This is a genomic window from Dysosmobacter welbionis, from assembly GCF_005121165.3.
Taxonomy (GTDB): domain Bacteria; phylum Bacillota; class Clostridia; order Oscillospirales; family Oscillospiraceae; genus Oscillibacter; species Oscillibacter welbionis.
Window position 1 is genome coordinate 2,595,133 of the sequence record NZ_CP034413.3, and the last position, 16,017, is coordinate 2,611,149.

16 protein-coding genes and 1 pseudogene are annotated in these 16,017 nt (G+C 63.2%); 3 read left to right on the forward strand and 14 right to left on the reverse strand.

Annotation, left to right across the window (positions count from 1 at the left end; all coding sequences use genetic code 11):
- Positions 1-472 precede the first annotated feature (472 nt).
- Positions 473-1,447, forward strand: a complete 975-nt coding sequence (gene gluQRS, locus EIO64_RS13630; protein WP_119310590.1) for a tRNA glutamyl-Q(34) synthetase GluQRS — start codon at positions 473-475, stop codon at positions 1,445-1,447.
- A 38-nt stretch (positions 1,448-1,485) separates the two neighbouring features.
- Here gluQRS and EIO64_RS13635 read toward each other — a convergent pair whose 3' ends face one another.
- The 13 genes and pseudogenes from EIO64_RS13635 to EIO64_RS13695 form a co-directional block, all read right to left on the reverse strand.
- Positions 1,486-1,926 (reverse strand): MarR family winged helix-turn-helix transcriptional regulator, encoded by a 441-nt coding sequence (locus EIO64_RS13635; protein ID WP_249390689.1) that lies wholly within the window; start codon positions 1,924-1,926, stop codon positions 1,486-1,488.
- 77 nt (positions 1,927-2,003) lie between these two features.
- On the reverse strand, positions 2,004-2,441 hold the full coding sequence (gene fabZ / locus EIO64_RS13640; RefSeq protein ID WP_119310591.1) for a 3-hydroxyacyl-ACP dehydratase FabZ: 438 nt from the start codon (positions 2,439-2,441) through the stop codon (positions 2,004-2,006).
- Positions 2,442-2,445: 4 nt separating this feature from the next.
- Positions 2,446-3,686, reverse strand: a pseudogene (gene fabF / locus EIO64_RS13645) (beta-ketoacyl-ACP synthase II).
- A 338-nt stretch (positions 3,687-4,024) separates the two neighbouring features.
- A complete protein-coding gene (gene fabG, locus EIO64_RS13650; protein WP_036631366.1) occupies positions 4,025-4,768 on the reverse strand; it encodes a 3-oxoacyl-[acyl-carrier-protein] reductase in 744 nt (247 codons plus the stop codon).
- The gene (gene fabD / locus EIO64_RS13655; protein ID WP_119310592.1) at positions 4,768-5,712 is read right to left on the reverse strand and encodes an ACP S-malonyltransferase; all 945 of its coding nucleotides are present in this window, start codon (positions 5,710-5,712) and stop codon (positions 4,768-4,770) included. The genes fabG and fabD overlap by 1 nt, the downstream gene beginning before the upstream one ends.
- Entirely contained in the window at positions 5,709-6,656 is a 948-nt protein-coding gene (locus EIO64_RS13660) for a DUF561 domain-containing protein (protein ID WP_119310593.1), read from the reverse strand. The genes fabD and EIO64_RS13660 overlap by 4 nt, the downstream gene beginning before the upstream one ends.
- Positions 6,657-6,754: 98 nt before the next feature.
- On the reverse strand, positions 6,755-7,702 hold the full coding sequence (locus tag EIO64_RS13665) for a beta-ketoacyl-ACP synthase III (RefSeq protein WP_021751421.1): 948 nt from the start codon (positions 7,700-7,702) through the stop codon (positions 6,755-6,757).
- The gene (locus EIO64_RS13670; RefSeq protein ID WP_021751422.1) at positions 7,699-8,517 is read right to left on the reverse strand and encodes an acetyl-CoA carboxylase carboxyltransferase subunit alpha; all 819 of its coding nucleotides are present in this window, start codon (positions 8,515-8,517) and stop codon (positions 7,699-7,701) included. The genes EIO64_RS13665 and EIO64_RS13670 overlap by 4 nt, the downstream gene beginning before the upstream one ends.
- Positions 8,514-9,368 carry an acetyl-CoA carboxylase, carboxyltransferase subunit beta gene (accD, locus tag EIO64_RS13675; protein ID WP_036628633.1) on the reverse strand — a complete coding sequence of 285 codons (855 nt, stop codon included), beginning with the start codon at positions 9,366-9,368 and terminating at the stop codon, positions 8,514-8,516. Before accD ends, EIO64_RS13670 begins: the two co-directional genes overlap by 4 nt.
- Before the next feature lie 5 nt (positions 9,369-9,373).
- On the reverse strand, positions 9,374-10,765 hold the full coding sequence (accC, locus tag EIO64_RS13680; RefSeq protein WP_021751424.1) for an acetyl-CoA carboxylase biotin carboxylase subunit: 1,392 nt from the start codon (positions 10,763-10,765) through the stop codon (positions 9,374-9,376).
- The gene (locus EIO64_RS13685; protein ID WP_021751425.1) at positions 10,759-11,184 is read right to left on the reverse strand and encodes an acetyl-CoA carboxylase biotin carboxyl carrier protein; all 426 of its coding nucleotides are present in this window, start codon (positions 11,182-11,184) and stop codon (positions 10,759-10,761) included. Before EIO64_RS13685 ends, accC begins: the two co-directional genes overlap by 7 nt.
- Positions 11,185-11,250: 66 nt before the next feature.
- Complete coding sequence (gene acpP / locus EIO64_RS13690) at positions 11,251-11,481, reverse strand: acyl carrier protein (RefSeq protein WP_021751426.1); 231 nt, start codon at positions 11,479-11,481, stop codon at positions 11,251-11,253.
- Between the two features lie 160 nt (positions 11,482-11,641).
- Entirely contained in the window at positions 11,642-11,968 is a 327-nt protein-coding gene (locus EIO64_RS13695) for a thioredoxin domain-containing protein (RefSeq protein WP_021751427.1), read from the reverse strand.
- 210 nt (positions 11,969-12,178) lie between these two features.
- Between EIO64_RS13695 and trkA the strand changes: the two genes are divergently transcribed.
- Both trkA and EIO64_RS13705 read left to right on the forward strand, forming a co-directional pair.
- Positions 12,179-13,546 carry a Trk system potassium transporter TrkA gene (gene trkA / locus EIO64_RS13700; protein ID WP_025544909.1) on the forward strand — a complete coding sequence of 456 codons (1,368 nt, stop codon included), beginning with the start codon at positions 12,179-12,181 and terminating at the stop codon, positions 13,544-13,546.
- A 17-nt stretch (positions 13,547-13,563) separates the two neighbouring features.
- Positions 13,564-15,030 carry a TrkH family potassium uptake protein gene (locus tag EIO64_RS13705; protein ID WP_025544910.1) on the forward strand — a complete coding sequence of 489 codons (1,467 nt, stop codon included), beginning with the start codon at positions 13,564-13,566 and terminating at the stop codon, positions 15,028-15,030.
- 493 nt (positions 15,031-15,523) lie between these two features.
- On the opposite strand, the gene EIO64_RS13710 is transcribed toward EIO64_RS13705, so the two are convergent.
- On the reverse strand, positions 15,524-15,997 hold the full coding sequence (locus EIO64_RS13710) for a fumarylacetoacetate hydrolase family protein (RefSeq protein WP_429835059.1): 474 nt from the start codon (positions 15,995-15,997) through the stop codon (positions 15,524-15,526).
- Between the last annotated feature and the right edge of the window lie 20 nt (positions 15,998-16,017).

Below are 16,017 nucleotides of genomic sequence, written 5' to 3' on the forward strand. Positions count from 1 at the left end.
AAGGGCCGCCGCTATCAAGCGGCGGCCCTTGTTGCTGCGTGAAGAACGGTATGGTGCCTAAATGGCGCGGCAAAACTCCAGTGTGCAGTCCAGGAGGATATAAATGCGGGAAGCCCCCGTATACCTCCAGATTTGCCTGACAGCGTAACAGGAATACAGCGTGTGGAGCTGCAGGGGGTACTGTACCGGTCGGGAAAGACGGGGCGTTTCATTTTCTCCTTTGCTTGTCCACGCCGATCTTTTATGAGAAATGCCGATCAGGAGATGCACGCTGAACGCTGAAGCATGGGATGAGGCGGGGGGATTCAACTGTCATGTTCACGCTTTTCTGGCATATACCTGCCTGTCGTTATGGTTATATCATAAATAGAGTGAAGATATTGCGCATGTTTTGCATCTGATACATTTCACCATGGAGAAACGGGAGGAACGGCCTTGAAGAAGCGGAGAAATCCCGCTATAATGGGGTGGCATGAACGGACAAGGAGGGCAGGAGACCATGGCGGTGACCGGACGGTTTGCGCCGTCGCCAAGCGGGCGCATCCATTTGGGGAATATTTTGTGCTGCCTGCTGGCTTGGCTCAGCGCCCGGCAGAAGGGCGGGAGAGTGATCCTGCGGATCGAGGATCTGGATATCGCGCGATGTCCGCGGCGCTATGGGGAGCAGATGTGCCGGGACATCCAGTGGCTGGGACTGGACTGGGACGAGGGACCTGTCATCGGCGGCCCCAGCGGCCCCTATGAGCAGAGCCGGAGGACGGCGCTGTATCAGGCTGCTCTGAGGCGACTGGAGGCCCAGGGGCTGGTCTACCCCTGCTTCTGTACCCGGGCGGAGCTCCATGCCGCCAGTGCTCCCCACCGGGAGGATGGACAGGTGGTCTACCCGGGGACCTGCCGCGGTCTGACCGCGGAGCAGGCGGCAGAGCGGGCCCGGCGCACAGGCCGCGCCCCCGCCCTGCGGCTGTGGGTGCCGGAGGAGGAGATCACTTTCACCGACGGCCACATGGGGGAGTACAGGGAGTGGCTGCCTGCGGACTGCGGGGATTTTCTGCTGCGGCGGTCGGACGGCATATTTGCCTATCAACTGGCGGTGGTGGTGGATGACGCGGCCATGGGCGTCACAGAAGTAGTGCGGGGGGCGGACCTGCTGGCGTCCACCCCCAGACAGCTGCTGCTGTATCGGCTGCTGGGACTGGAGGCACCGGCGTTTTACCATTTCCCGCTGCTTCTGGGAAGCGATGGACAGCGGCTCAGCAAGCGGAACGCGGATGCAGGGCTGGACACGCTGGGAGAGCGGTATACGGCACCGGAAATCCTGGGAAAGCTGGCATATCTCGCAGGCTTCAACCCCTCGGCAGAACCCAGAAGCGGGGAGAGCCTGCTGGAGGACTTTGCCTGGGAGAAGGTCCCCAGAGCGGATATCCGCATTCCGGAGGGACTGTTTTGAAAAGGAAGCGGCACAGGCTGACAGCCTGTGCCGCTTCTTTAGTTGCTTTGTCCCGAAAGGGCGTCTGGAATCTCCACTTCTGCCATCAGCTCCCGGCTGATGATGGTGAGCATCTCCTCCAGCTTGGCGCACTCCGCCGGGGTAAACCGCTGCGTGATGCGGTTCATGACGGCGGTCATGTAGGCCGTGCTGATGTTGTAGTAGTCGATATACTTCTGAGTGATCTCCAGATGGTATTCCCGCCGGTCGTCGGAAGACTGGACCTTGCGGATGTAGCCTTTCTTGATGAGGCTGTTGACCTTGTATGCCGCGTTGGGAGGGGAGATCCGCATGAAGGTGGCAAATTCATTCACCGTGGGACTGCCCAGAGCCTGAATGGCCTCCATGCAGAAGGTCTCCACCGTCGTCAGACTGGCCTCACGATCCTGAAAGCGGCTGAAGATCTCCTGGTAAAAGTGCAGCTTGAACTTGGTGTACACGTTAAAAAAGCGTCTTTCAGCATGGCTGCAAGCCCTCTTTCCCGCGCCTTGCCCGCATGGCGGGAAAGCGTCGGCTGTCATTCCGCACCGATGGCGAAGGTCAGTTCCGCCGTACAGGCCAGTTCGCCGTTGACCGTGGCCTTGCACTCGCCGATGCCCACCGGCCCGCGGCGCTTGGTGAGAACGCACTCCATTTCCAGCACGTCGCCGGGGGTCACCTTCCGGCGGAAGCGGGCGTTTTTCACGCCGCCGAACAGGGCGATCTTGCCCTGGTTCTCCGGCAGGGAGAGGATGGCCACGGCGCCCACCTGGGCCATGGCCTCCAAGATCAGCACACCGGGCATGACGTGCTCCTGGGGGAAGTGGCCGCAGAAGAACTGCTCATTGACGCTGACGCACTTGCGGCCCTTGGCCCACTGGCCGGGCTCGTAATCGGTGATCCGGTCCACCAGAGCAAAGGGGAACCGGTGGGGTAGGATCTGCGCGATCTGGTTGGAATTCAATTCGTTTGCCATGGTCTCACGCCTCCCATCGTTTGAACAGCAGGCTGCCGTTGTGGCCGCCGAATCCCAGAGAGTTGGACATGGCGTAGCGCACATCGGCGCTGCGGCCGTGACCCGGCACCACGTCCAGGTCGCAGGCGGGATCCGGCACCTGATAGTTGATGGTGGCGGGAAGATAGCCGTCATGCAGCGCCATGGCGCAGAACATGGCCTCCACAGCACCGGCGGCGCCCAGCATGTGGCCGGTCATGGACTTGGTGGAGCTGATGGCCAGCTTGTAGGCGTGGTCACCGAACACAGTCTTGACGGCGGCCGTCTCGCCGGCGTCGTTCAGGGGGTGGAGGTGCCGTGGGCGTTGATATAGTCCACATCCTCCGGCTTGGCGCCGCCGTCTGCAAGGGCCATCTCCATGGCCTTGGCGGCCCCGCTGCCGTCGGGCCGGGGAGCGGTCATGTGATAGGCGTCGCAGGTGGCGCCGTAGCCCACGACCTCCGCAAGGATTCGGGCGCCCCGGGCCTTGGCGTGCTCCAGCTCCTCCAGCAGGAGGATGGCCGCACCCTCGCCCAGCACGAAGCCGCTGCGCTCCGCGTCAAAGGGGATGGAAGCCCGCTTGGGATCGGGATTCTGGGTCAGGGCCTTCATGGAGGTGAAGGCGCCGATGGCCAGAGGTGTCACAGCGGACTCCGTGCCGCCGCAGAGCATCACATCAGCATAACCGTCCCGGATATAGTGGAAGGCATCGCCTACGGCATTGGTGCCGCCGGTACAGGCGGTCACCGGACAGGAGCACATGCCCCGGAAGCCGGTGTGGATGGCGATCTGGCCGGCGGCCATGTTGCAGATGCCGGTGGGGATATAGAAGGGAGAGACCCGGTCCCAGCCCTTCTCCTTGCCCTTGTCGTGCTCTGCCTCCGTGATGGAGAGGCCGCCGATGCCGCTGGAGACAATGACGCCGCAGCGATCCGCCTCCGCTTCATCCAACGTGAAGCCAGCACCGTCCAGTGCCTCCTTGGCGGAGACGACGGCCATCTGGGTGAAGCGGCCCATCCGCTTGGCCTCTGGCTTGCTCATGTAGTTCTCCGGCACGAAGCCCTTGACCTCCGCGGCCAGATGGACCTTCAGATCGGTGGGATCGAATTGGGTGATGGGAGCGATGCCGCACACACCGTCCTTCACAGCCTGCCAGCTCTCTGCCGCGGTAAGGCCAATGGGGGTCACGGCCCCCAGGCCGGTGATCACGACTCTCCGTCGTTCCATAGTATACCTCCTGTAGATAGAGTTGGGAGCACCCGGAAAAGGTGTTCCAAAAGGCCCCGCAAAAGGAAGGGGGCTGGGGAAATCCATTCGGGGTTCCCCGGTTGATCTGCCAGAGGCAGATCAAGAAATTCCAATCATTTTCGGCAGGGCGCACCCCAGGGCGGCTTCTCTTGCCCCTGCGGGGCAATTCACCTTCTGTACCTGCCGAAAATACTTTGACCCAAGCCGCTGAAAGCGGCGCAGAAGTGCCCTTGGGGTGCAGACTGGTGATGGGGGTTCAGCGGAGCCGGTGGCATACCGGCGGAGCGTCCAAGGGGGACACTGTCCCCTTGAATGCTTCACATCGCCATGCCCCCGTCGACGGCCAGGACCTGGCCGGTGACATAGGCGGCCTCGTCGCTGGCCAGGAAGGCCACGGCCTTTGCCACATCCTCCGGTGCACCCAGCCGCTGCATAGGGATGGTGGGCATCATGGCGTCCTTGGCGGCCTGGGGCATGGCAGCGGTCATGTCCGTCTCAATGAAGCCGGGGGCCACGGCGTTGACCGTCACGCCCCGGGAGGCCAGCTCCTTGGCCAGGGACTTGGTCATGCCTACCACACCCGCCTTGCTGGCGGCGTAGTTCACCTGGCCGGCGTTGCCCCGGAGGCCCACCACGCTGGAGAGGTTCACGATCCGGCCGTACCGCTGCTTCATCATGATTCGGGACACGGCCTTCATGCACAGGAAGGTGCCTTTCAGGTTGGTGTCGATCACCGCGTCGAAGTCGGCCTCCTTCATCATCATCACAAGGCCGTCCCGGGTGACGCCGGCATTGTTCACCAGAATGTCAATCCGGCCGAATTCCTTCACAGCGGCATCCATCAGGGCCTTCACCTGGGCCTCGTCCGCCACGTTGCACTGCACGGCCAGGGCCTTGGCACCCAGGTCCTCGCAAGCGGTCACGGTCTCCTGGGCAGCTTCCGCCCGGCCGGCGTAGCACAGCACCACATTGGCGCCGCCCCGGGCCAGCTCCTCGCAGATGGCCCGGCCGATGCCCCGGCTGCCGCCGGTGACCACGGCGGTCTTTCCAGCAAAATTCATCATGCCTTCTCCTTTATCAGTTGTTCCAGCGTGTCGGGCAGGTTCTCCACATCCGCTGCGGTCTCCACCGCGCAGACCGGTATGCCGGGAACGGTCTTTTTCACAAAACCGCTGAGGGCTTTGCCCGGGCCGATCTCCACGATGGCGTCCACGCCCATGTCGGCCATCTTCCGGATGGAGTCCTCCATGAACACGCTGCTCTGCACCTGCTTCACCAACAGCTCCTGGATGGGGGTGCTGTCATCCTTCACATCCCCCAGGCAGTTGAAGATCACGGGGATCTGGGGATCCGCAAACGCCACGCCCTGGAAGTATTCCCGCAGGGCATTCCCGGCAGGGGCCATCAGGGGGGTGTGGAAGGGGCCGCTGACCTTCAGGGGCAGGCACCGGCGGGCGCCCTTCTCCTTGGCAATGGCGGCGGCCTTCTCCACAGCGGCCTTCTCACCGCCGATGACCAGCTGGCCGGGACAGTTGTAGTTGGCGATTACCACGCACCCCAGGTCAGAGGCCGCGTCGCAGGCATCCTGCAGGGGGCTGCGGTCCAGATTCAGGACGGCCATCATGGCGCTCTCCCGGCCGGCAGCCGCCTCCTCCATGGCCTTGCCCCGGAAAGCCACCAGACGGATAGCTGTGGCGGCGTCGAACACACCGGCGGCGTGAAGGGCGGAGTACTCACCCAGGGAGAGGCCCGCCGCCACAGCGGGGGTGATGCCCTTCTCCCGCAGCACCGCCGTCATACCGGCGGCAAAGGCCACCATGCAGGGCTGGGTGTAGCGGGTCTGGTTGATGATGCCGTCCGGGTCCTCAAAGGTGACCTTCTTCAGGTCAAAATCCACTTCCGCATGGTCGTAAACAGCCCGGAAAGCGGAAAACGCCTCGTACAGATCGGCGCCCATGCCGGCATGCTGGCTGCCCTGACCGGCGTACAAAAAGCCCAGTTTCATTCTGCGTCGCTCCATTCTGCGGCGGTGGCCTTCGCCCGTGCGATACCGCTCTCATACAGATCACGGAAAATCTCGGCCACGGGCCGGATCTCGTGGAGCATACCAGCCACCTGGCCGCTCATGACGCTACCCATTTCCACATCGCCCTCCAGCACGGCCCGGCGCAGGCCGCCCAGGGTGACCTTCTCCAGCTCCTCCAGAGAGGCGCCGCGCTTCTCCAGGGCCAGATACTCCCGGGCCATCTTGTTCTTCAGGATTCGGACCGGGCCGCCGATGGAGCGGCCGGTGACCACCGTATCACTGTCCTTGGCCTTCAGCACAGCCTGCTTGTAATTGGGGTGGATGGGGCACTCCTCGCTGGCAAGCAAACAGGTGCCCACCTGGATGCCGCAGGCACCCAGGGCAAAGGCCGCAGCCGCCTGACGGCCGTCCGCGATGCCGCCGGCCGCCACCACGGGAACGCTTACCGCATCGATGACCTGGGGCACCAGGGCCATGGTGGTCATCTCGCCCACGTGGCCGCCGGACTCCGTGCCCTCGGCGATGATGGCGTCCACGCCATAGCGATCCAGCCGCTTGGCCAGAACCGCCGCCGCCACTACGGGCATCACCTTGATGCCCTTTTCCTTCCAGGCGGGAATGTACTTGCCGGGATTGCCGGCGCCGGTGGTGACCACTTTCACGCCCTCTTCCAGAATGATCTGGGCGATGTCGTCGGCATAGGGGCTCATCAGCATCAGATTGACGCCGAAGGGCTTGTCCGTCAGCTCCTTGGCCCGGCGGATCTCCTGGCGGAGACGGTCGCCGTCCCAGCCGCCGGTGGCGATCATGCCCAGGGCCCCGGCGTTGGAGCAGGCGGCGGCGAACTCGCCGGTGGCGATGTTGGCCATACCGCCCTGGATAAAGGGGTACTTGGTTCCCAGGATTTCATTGAGCTTTTTCATAAAAATCTCCCATTCGCCGCTGTGCGCGGCCTAAATAAAGCTGAAGTTTTCGCCGGTAACAGGCTTGCGTCCAGAGCGCCTGCTTGACGTGCAGGGAGTCAGGCGAACTCCACCAGGGCGCCGCCCCAGGTGAGGCCGCCGCCGAAGCCCACCACCAGGACCCGGGAGCCGGGCCCCACCTTTCCCAGGTCATGGAGCTCACTGATGACCAGGGGGATGCTGGCGGCGGAGGTGTTGCCGTATTTCTGGATGTTCTTGTAGTACTTCTCCGGGGGGATGTGGTACTTTTTGGCTGCCAGGTCGATGATCCGGGCGTTGGCCTGGTGGAAGACGAAGAAGTCCACGTCCTCAATGGCCATGACGGCCTTTTCCAGCACCTGGTCGATGCAGTAGGGCACTGCCTTAACGGCGAACTTGAAGGTGGGCTGGCCGTGCATGAAGATGCGGGCCGGCGCCGGCTTCTCCGCGCCGGTGACGCCCAGCATGTCCGGGTCGCCGTGGCAGCCCAGAACGGCGTGGATGGAGGGATAGTCCTCCCGCCACTCCACCACCACAGCGCCGGCGCCGTCTCCGAAGAGGACGCAGGTGCCCCGGTCCTCCCAGTTGATGAACCGGGAGAGCATCTCTGCGCCGATCACCAGGCCGTACTTCCGGGGGGCCTGGGCCAGCAGGCACTCCATGGTGTGGATGGCGAACAGGAAGCCGCTGCATGCGGCATTCAGGTCAAAGCACACCGCGTCGTGGGGCAGCCCCAGCCCCCGCTGCACCATGCAGGCGGCAGAGGGGGACAGGTAGTCGGAGGAGAAAGTGGCCACCACGCAGGCGCCGATGTCCTCCGGGGAAATCCCGGCGTTTTCCAGCGCCTGCCGGGCGGCGCCCACGCACATATCCGTGTGGGTCTCCGTGGTGCAGTGGTGGCGGGTCTGGATGCCGGTGCGGGTGGTGATCCACTCGTCGCTGGTATCCACGATTTTTGCCAGGTCGTCGTTGGTGACGATTTTCGCAGGGGCGAACCGGCCGGTGCCTCTGATTTTGATTCCGCTCATGCTTCCTCCTTCTGGGGTGCTGCGCCCATGCGTCTGAATTTTTGATACCGGCCTGCGGCCAGAGCGGCTCCGCTCTCTTTGGAGAGCTCCGCCAGGCAGCGGCTCAGAGCCCGATCCACCTGCCGCATGTGGGCGGCGGGAGCCAGATGGGCGCCGCCCTCCGGCTCAGGGATGATGCCGTCGATGACGCCCAGCTCCAGCAGGTCCGGCGCCGTCAGCTTCATCAGCTCACAGGCTTCCTCATGTCTGGCGGAGTCCTTCCACAGAATGGAGGCGAAGCCCTCCGGAGAGAGGATGGCGTACACAGAGTTCTCCAGCATCAGCACCCGGTTGGCAACGCCCAACGCCAGCGCGCCGCCGCTGTTGCCCTCGCCGGTGATGAGGGCGATGACGGGGACGGTGAGGCGGCTCATCTCATAGAGATTCCGGGCGATGGCCTCGCCCTGGCCGTGGGCCTCGGCCTCCAGGCCAGGATAGGCGCCGGAGGTGTCGATAAACGTGAGGATGGGGCGGCGGAACTTCTCCGCCTGGCGCATCAGCCGCAGAGCCTTGCGGTACCCTTCCGGATTGGGCATGCCGAAGTTGCACTTGAGGTTCTCCTCCAGCGTTTTGCCCTTCCGGGTGCCGATGACGGTCACAGGGCGGCCGTGGTACAGGGCCACGCCGCCCAAGATCGCGGCATCCTCGCCGCAGAGGCGGTCGCCCTTCTGCTCAAAGAAGTCTGTGAACAGCGCCTGAATATAATCTGTGATATTGGGCCGCTGGGGGTGGCGGGCAATGGCCACCCGCTGGGCGGCGGTCAGCGGTTCGCTCATGTGCGTCCCCCTTTCTCATGGAGCCGCAGCAGCTGGGACAGGGTGTCCCGCATCTGAAGGCGCGGCACCACCGCGTCCACAAAGCCGTGCTCCTCCTGGAACTCCGCCCGCTGGAAGCCCTCCGGCAGGGTCTGGCCGATGGTCTGCTGGATGACCCGGGGACCGGCAAAGCCGATCAGAGCGCCGGGCTCCGCCAGGATGATATCGCCCAGAGAGGCGAAACTGGCAGTGACCCCACCAGTGGTGGGGTCCGTAAAGACGGAAATATACAAAAGCCCTTTCTCCGAGAAGCGGGCCAGCGCCGCACTGGTCTTGGCCATCTGCATCAGGGAGAGGATGCCCTCCTGCATCCGGGCACCGCCGCTGGCGGCGAACAGGATCAGGGGCAGGCGGTTCTTGGTGGCGTACTCAATGGCCAGGGTGATCTTCTCACCCACGGCGGCACTCATGGAGCCCATGAAGAAGCGGCTGTCCAGCACACCCACTACGCATTTGCGGCCCCCGATGGTGCCGGTGGCGGTGACCACGGCCTCCGTCAGGCCGGTCTTGCGCTGGGCGGCCTCCACCTTGGCCCGGTAGCCGGGGAAGGAGAGCGGGTCCGCCGCAGGCAGCTTTTCAAACAGCTCCCGGAAGGAGCCGGGGTCCAGAATCGTGCTGAGTCGATAGTAGGCGCCGATGGGGAAATGGTAGCCGCACTTGGGGCAGACCGACAGGTTCTGCGCCACGGATTTGCGGTCGCTGTCCTGCCCGCACTTGGGACAGGTGATGGCTTTATCGCCGGGAATGTGATTGTCCCGGATGGCCTTCATGGCCAGCAGGCGCGCCCGGCGCTTGGCGAAGACGCCGTTCATCCCACTCATGCATCCACCCCGCTTTCACTGAGCTTGCGGCTGAATTCCAGCAGCTCCGACAGGTGTTCATCCAGGAAGGCAGTGGTGCACTCTCCCAGAATGAACTCCGGATGGTACAGAATCTGATAGGAGAGCTCCGCATTGGTGGGGAAGCCCTCCAGAGTGAACTCCTCCAGGCAGCGGCGCATCCGCCGGATGGTCTCCATCCGAGTGGGGGCGTAGGCCAGGATCTTGGCTGCCATAGAGTCGTAGTAAGGAGACAGCTCGCACCCGCTGTACAGGCAGGAGTCCACCCGCACGCCGGGGCCGCCGGGGAAATGGAGGAAATCCACCCGTCCGGGGCAGGGGCGGAACCCCTGCACAGGGTCTTCGGCGTTGATGCGGCACTCGATGGCATGGCCCTGGAGCGTCACATCCTCCTGCCGCAGGCGCAGCGCCAGGCCGGAGGCAATCCGCAGCTGTTGGCGCACCAGATCCACACCGGTGACCAGCTCGGTGACGCCGTGCTCTACCTGGATGCGGGTGTTCATCTCCATGAAATAGAAATGCTCCCGGTCCGGGTCCAGCAGGAACTCCACTGTGCCGGCATTCTCATAGCCAACGGCTTTGGCCGCCTTTACGGCGGCGGCGCCCATCCGCTCCCGCAGCTCCGGCGTCAAACACCGGGCAGGGGCCTCCTCGATGAGCTTCTGGTTCCGCCGCTGGACCGAGCAGTCCCGGTCCCCCAGATGGATGACGTTGCCGTAGCGGTCCGCCAGCACCTGGAACTCGATGTGCCGGGGCCGGAGCACCAGTTTCTCCAGATACATCTCGTCATTGCCGAAGCAGGCCTGGGCCTCTGCCTTGGCCTCCGCAAAGGCCGCGGACAGATCCTCCGGCCGGTCGCACCGGCGGATGCCCCGCCCGCCGCCGCCGGCGGACGCCTTCAGCAGCACAGGATAGCCTACGGACTCTGCCGCGGTCAGCGCCTCCTCCACAGAGGCGACCGGGCCGTCGGAGCCGGGGGTCACGGGCACGCCGGCGGCGCGCATCAGGTCCCGCGCGGCAGATTTGGAGCCGGCCTTGCGGATGGCGTCGCCGGAGGGGCCGATGAAGGTCAGGCCAGCTGCGGCGCAGGCGTCTGCAAAGTCGGCGTTTTCAGAGAGGAAGCCATAGCCGGGATGGACGCCGTCGCACCCGGTGGCTTTGGCCACCGTCAGAAGAGCATCCTGATTCAAATAGCTGTCTGCCGCCCGGGCAGGGCCGATGCACACCGCCTGTCCCGCCAGCTGGACATGGAGCGCGTCCGCGTCCGCCTGGGAGTATACGGCCACCGTCTCGATCCCCAGCTCCCGGCAGGCCCGCAGGACCCGCAGGGCGATCTCTCCCCGGTTGGCGATCAATACCCGCCTCAGCATGGCCGATAACGGAACAGCGGCTCGCCGAAGGCCACCAGCTCGCCGTTGCTCTTGCACACGCTCTCAATGACGCAGTCACAGGGAGCGGGAACTTCGCTCATCATCTTCATAGCCTCGATCAGGCAGACGGTCTGGCCCTTGGACACCCGGTCGCCGGGCAGGACAAAGGGGGCCTGGTCCGGGGCGGGCGCCGCGTAGAACGTGCCCACCAGAGGCGCGTCAATAGAGGAGGAGCTGCTCTGGGGCGCAGGCACCGGAGCAGCGGCGGCAGCCGGAGCGGCCGCAGGTGCGCTGGCCGCAGGCGCAGACGCGCCGCCACGGGTCAGCTCTATGGTGAACTCCTGCGTGGACAGCTTCATCGTCTGAGCGGTGCTGCGGTCGAAGCAGGCGACAATCTCAAAAAACTCTTGGTTGGTCATAGCGCATTCCTTTCTCAGCGGAAAGTGAACCCGCCGGAGGGCGCGGGCCCGCCGGCGGGGCAGGGATTACTGCTTGTGGGCGTTCAGGTAGTTCATCACGTCGCCGACGGTCTTCATCTCCGCCAGGGCGCTATCCTCAATGGAGATGCCGGTGGCCTCTTCCAGAGCCATCACCAGTTCCACGGAAGCCAGGGAATCAGCACCCAGATCGTCAGCCAGGGAGGCGTCCATTGTGACTTGCTCCGCGTCGCAGCCCAGGGTCTCCACGATGATATCACGTACTTGCTCGAATTCCATATTGGTACTCCTTATGTCGAAAAATGATGAAATTATTTTAATTAAAATAATTTAACTAAAATAATTTCACGTTGATTTTATGCGGTTTATGCCGGTTTGTCAAGTAAAATTTTGGAGAACGCCCGCCTTCTCCGGGACGTGGCAGCCGCACCTTATTTAATTATAAGGAAGACAGCGCCTGCCGCAGCGCGTCGTCGCTGGCGGGGACGCCCCAGAACCGGAGTGTTCCATTGATCTCCAGGGCGGGAGTGCAGAGGGTCTCCGGATGCTCACTCGTCACCTGTTCGTTCAGCACCCGGCAGCCGGGGCAGTAGGCGTACAGGCAGGGCATCAGCAGGTCCATCCGGTCGATCACATCGTCGTCTGTGATTTTCTCCAGAGTGTAGTCCAGGCCGAGACCGTCGGCAACGGCCCGGATGCGGTCCATGTAGAAGTCGTTCCGGGCACAGATGGAACAGTACAGGCGCAGTTTGACAGGGGTGCTCATTTCATCGTCTCCTTATTCTCCGGGCGGGGCCCATATTCCGCAGAACAGCATACCACAAGGGGAGGCAGGGGGAAAGACGGCGTCCTATTTTTTGGAGATTTGACGAAAAAGATATTTGCTTTTGCCGATATATCCGCTATAATGTGGGAGGATTGCGCCGGAGGATCCCCAACGGAACCTGTCCCGGCGGAAGAAAGGATGGAGGACCGCATGAAGATCGTCATTGTGGGCGCGGGCAAGGTGGGCGTGGCCCTGACGCGCCATCTGGCCGTGGAGAACAGGGTCACAGTGATCGACCAAAATCCACATCTGGTTGAGAACATCATCAACATCTATGATGTGATGGGCGTGTGCGGCAACGGCGCCAGCTACGATGTGCAGAAGGAGGCGGATGTGGAGCAGGCCGATCTGCTGATCGCCACTACCTCCAGCGACGAGATTAATATCCTCACGTGCCTTGTGGCGAAGAAAATGGGTGTGCAGCACACCATCGCCCGTATCCGCAGCCCGGAATACGGCCGCCAGCTGCGGTTTATGCGCAGTGAGCTGGGGCTGTCCATGGCCATCAATCCGGAGGCGGCAACGGCCCGTGAGATCGCCCGTGTGCTGCGGTTCCCCACCGCCATGAAGCTGGAGTCCTTCTCCAAGGGGCGGCTGGAGCTGGTGGAGTACCGGGTGGCGGAGCACACGGCCCTGGACGGCACCCGGCTTTCGGAACTGTACCGGAATTTCAAGGTCCGGGTGCTGATCTGCGCCGTGGCCCGGCAGGGGGAGACGATCATTCCCTCCGGCGATTTCACCTTGCGGGCGGGAGACAAGATCTATCTCACCGCCGCACCCCGGGAACTGGAGAAGTTCTTCCGGCTTCTGGGCGTATTCCGGGCCCGGGCCTCTTCGGTCATGATCGTGGGCGCCAGCAAAATGTGCTACTATCTGGCATCTGAGCTGCTGGAGATGGGCATGTCCGTAAAGATCATCGACCAAAACGAGCAGCGGTGCGTGGAGATGAGCGAGAAACTGCCCCGCGCGCTGGTGATCGTGGGAGACGGGACGGACAGCGAGCTCCTCAGCGAGGAGGGAATCAGCCAGACGGACGCCTTCGTGGCCATCACGGGCCTGGACGAGGCCAACATCCTCATGGCACTCAGCGCTGCCAAGCAGTCCGGCGACTGCTGTAAGGTGGTGGCGAAGATCAACCGCAAGTCCCTGCTGGAGCTGGTCTCCACCGAGAGCCTGATCGACAGTGTGGTGTCCACCGGTGCGGTGACCACAGAGCTGATCCTCCAGTATATCCGGGCCATGAAGAACGCCTCCGCCTCCAAGGTGAAAACGCTGCACCGCATCGTGGATGAGAAGGTGGAGGCTCTGGAGTTCAGCGTGACGCCGGACATCTCCTTCGCCGGCGTGCCCCTGCGGGATCTGAATCTGAAGCGGGGCCTGCTACTGGCAGGTATCGTGCGGCAGAACGGGCAGATCGTCATCCCCTCCGGCAATGATGTCCTGCACCTCCACGACGATGTGATCGTAGTGACCACGGACACCCAGCTGGAGGATCTTCGGGATATCCTTGCAGAGTGAGAAGGCAGGTAAGTTCTGTGAATTATCGAATGATCGGCTTTGCCATTGGCCGTATCCTGCTGGTGGAGGCGGCGCTGCTGCTGCTTCCCATGGCGGTGGCTCTGGGATATGGGGAATCCCCTGTCCCGTATCTGCTCCCTGCGGCGCTGCTGGTGCTGTGCGGAGGATTGCTGAGCTTCAAAAAGCCGCGGCAGGCGTCTCTGTTCGCACGGGACGGCCTGGCGGTAGTGGCGCTGGCGTGGATTGCCGTGTCCCTCTTCGGTGCGCTGCCCTTTTACATCTCCGGCTCCATAGAGAGCTTTGTAGATTGCTTCTTTGAGACAGTCTCCGGCTTCACCACCACGGGGGCCACCATCCTGACGGAGGTGGAGTCGCTGAACCGGGGCATTCTGTTCTGGCGCAGCTTCACCCACTGGGTGGGCGGCATGGGTGTTCTGGTGTTCGTCATGGCCATTCTGCCTATGGGCGGGGATGGCCACGGGATGCACATGCTGCGGGCGGAGATGCCTGGACCCGCGGTGGGAAAGCTGGTGAGCCGCATGAGCGACACCGCCAAAATCCTCTACGGCATCTACCTGGTGATGACTGTCATTGAGATCGTGCTACTGCTGGCGGGCGGGATGCCGCTGTTTGACGCCTGCATCCACTCCTTCGGCAGTGCGGGCACCGGCGGCTTCAGCAGCCGGAATCTCAGTGTGGGAGCTTATAACAACCCCTATTTTGAAATTGTGATCGGCATTTTCATGCTGCTCTTCGGCATCAATTTCAATCTGTATTACTTCCTGCTGGTGCGGCGGTTCCGGGACGTGTTCCGGTCCGAGGAGCTGTGGGCCTATGTCCTCATTGTGGCGACGGCAGTGGCTGCCATCACCCTGGATATCGTGCACATGTACGAGTCGGTGGGCACCAGCCTGCGGCACGCGTTTTTCCAGGTGTCCTCCATCATCACCACCACCGGTTATGCCACGGTGGATTTCAACACCTGGCCCACCTTTTCAAAGGCCATTCTGGTGGCGCTGATGTTTATCGGCGGCTGCGCCGGTTCCACCGCTGGCGGCATCAAGGTGGCCCGGGTGGTGATCCTGCAGAAGGTGTCTGTCAGCGAGATGCGGCGGATGCTCCACCCCAATGCGGTGCCCGCCATCCAGTTCGAGGGCAAGCCCCTGAACGAGCGGAGCATCCGGGGCGTCCATCTGTTTCTGGCGGTGTACCTGATGGTCTTCGTGGCGTCCTGCCTGTTGGTGTCTCTGGAGCAGTTGGACCTGGTGACTACGTTCACAGCGGTGGCTGCCTGCATCAACAACGTGGGGCCCGGTCTGGAGATTGTAGGTCCCATGGGTAACTTCTCCAGCTTCTCCCCTTGGTCCAAGCTGCTGCTGTCCTTCGACATGCTGGTGGGACGGCTGGAGATCTTCCCCATGCTGCTTCTGTTCGCCCCTTCCATCTGGAAACGGCGGCTGCCGTCCCGCAGGCTGGTGGACTGACTTGCCTGAAAATCAAATCCAACGGAACAGGACCGCCGCGGAGATCTGCGGCAGTCCTGCCGTCCTGTCAAGCGCCCGCCGCCGCGGAGGGCGCTTTTTTTCTGCGGTGGGGGGAAATTGCCGGGCAGCGCGGGACAACGGCCACCGGCAACCGCGTCTCCAAAGCTGCCCGCCCCAAACAGAGGAATATGTTTCCCCGGAGCGCCGCCCCACCGGCAAGCGGACAGGAGGGCCTGCGGGACGCTGTGAGCGGCGTCCCGCGGGATGGGCTTCGGGCATCACGGCGGCTAAAGGATCGGCTGACGGATACGAAGAGGAGGCAAGTAGACGGCGGCATCCGGACAGAGGCGGGCTCTGGAGAGACGCCCGGCCCGGATCCTGATGGGCGAGAAGAAGCTGCACCCCGGCGGAGCTGTGGAATCAAAAGAGCGGGGCCCCGGAGGACAATGGCAAAACCTCCGGGGCCCCTTGAAGGGATTGGACAGGAATCGTTTCAAAACAGAACGCTAGCGGATGGGGTTGGAGATGCGACCGATCCCGTCGATCTCGCAGGTGACCACATCTCCGCGCTTGAGGAAGCAGGGGGATCCATTCCCATCCCCACTCCGGCGGGGGTGCCGGTGATGAGGATGGTGCCCGCCGGCAGCGTCATGCCCTGCGAGAGCTCACTGACGATGTGGCGGATATTGAAGAACACCTGGTCCGTCACGCTGTTCTGCCGCAGCTCTCCGTTGACAAAGCTTCTGATGGATAGCGCGGGCGGGCAGGGGAATTCGTCCGCAGTGACAATGACCGGCCCCATGGCAAAAAAGGTATCCAGGCTTTTTCCGAGGAAGTTCTGCTTGTGGCGGTACTGGACGTCCCGGGCGCTGACGTCGTTGGCCACGCTGTATCCGAAGATGTAGTCGCCCACATCTTCCTCCCGGACATGGAGCGCGTCCCTGCCCAGGACAACGGCCAGCTCCACTTCATAATCCAGCTTGGAGA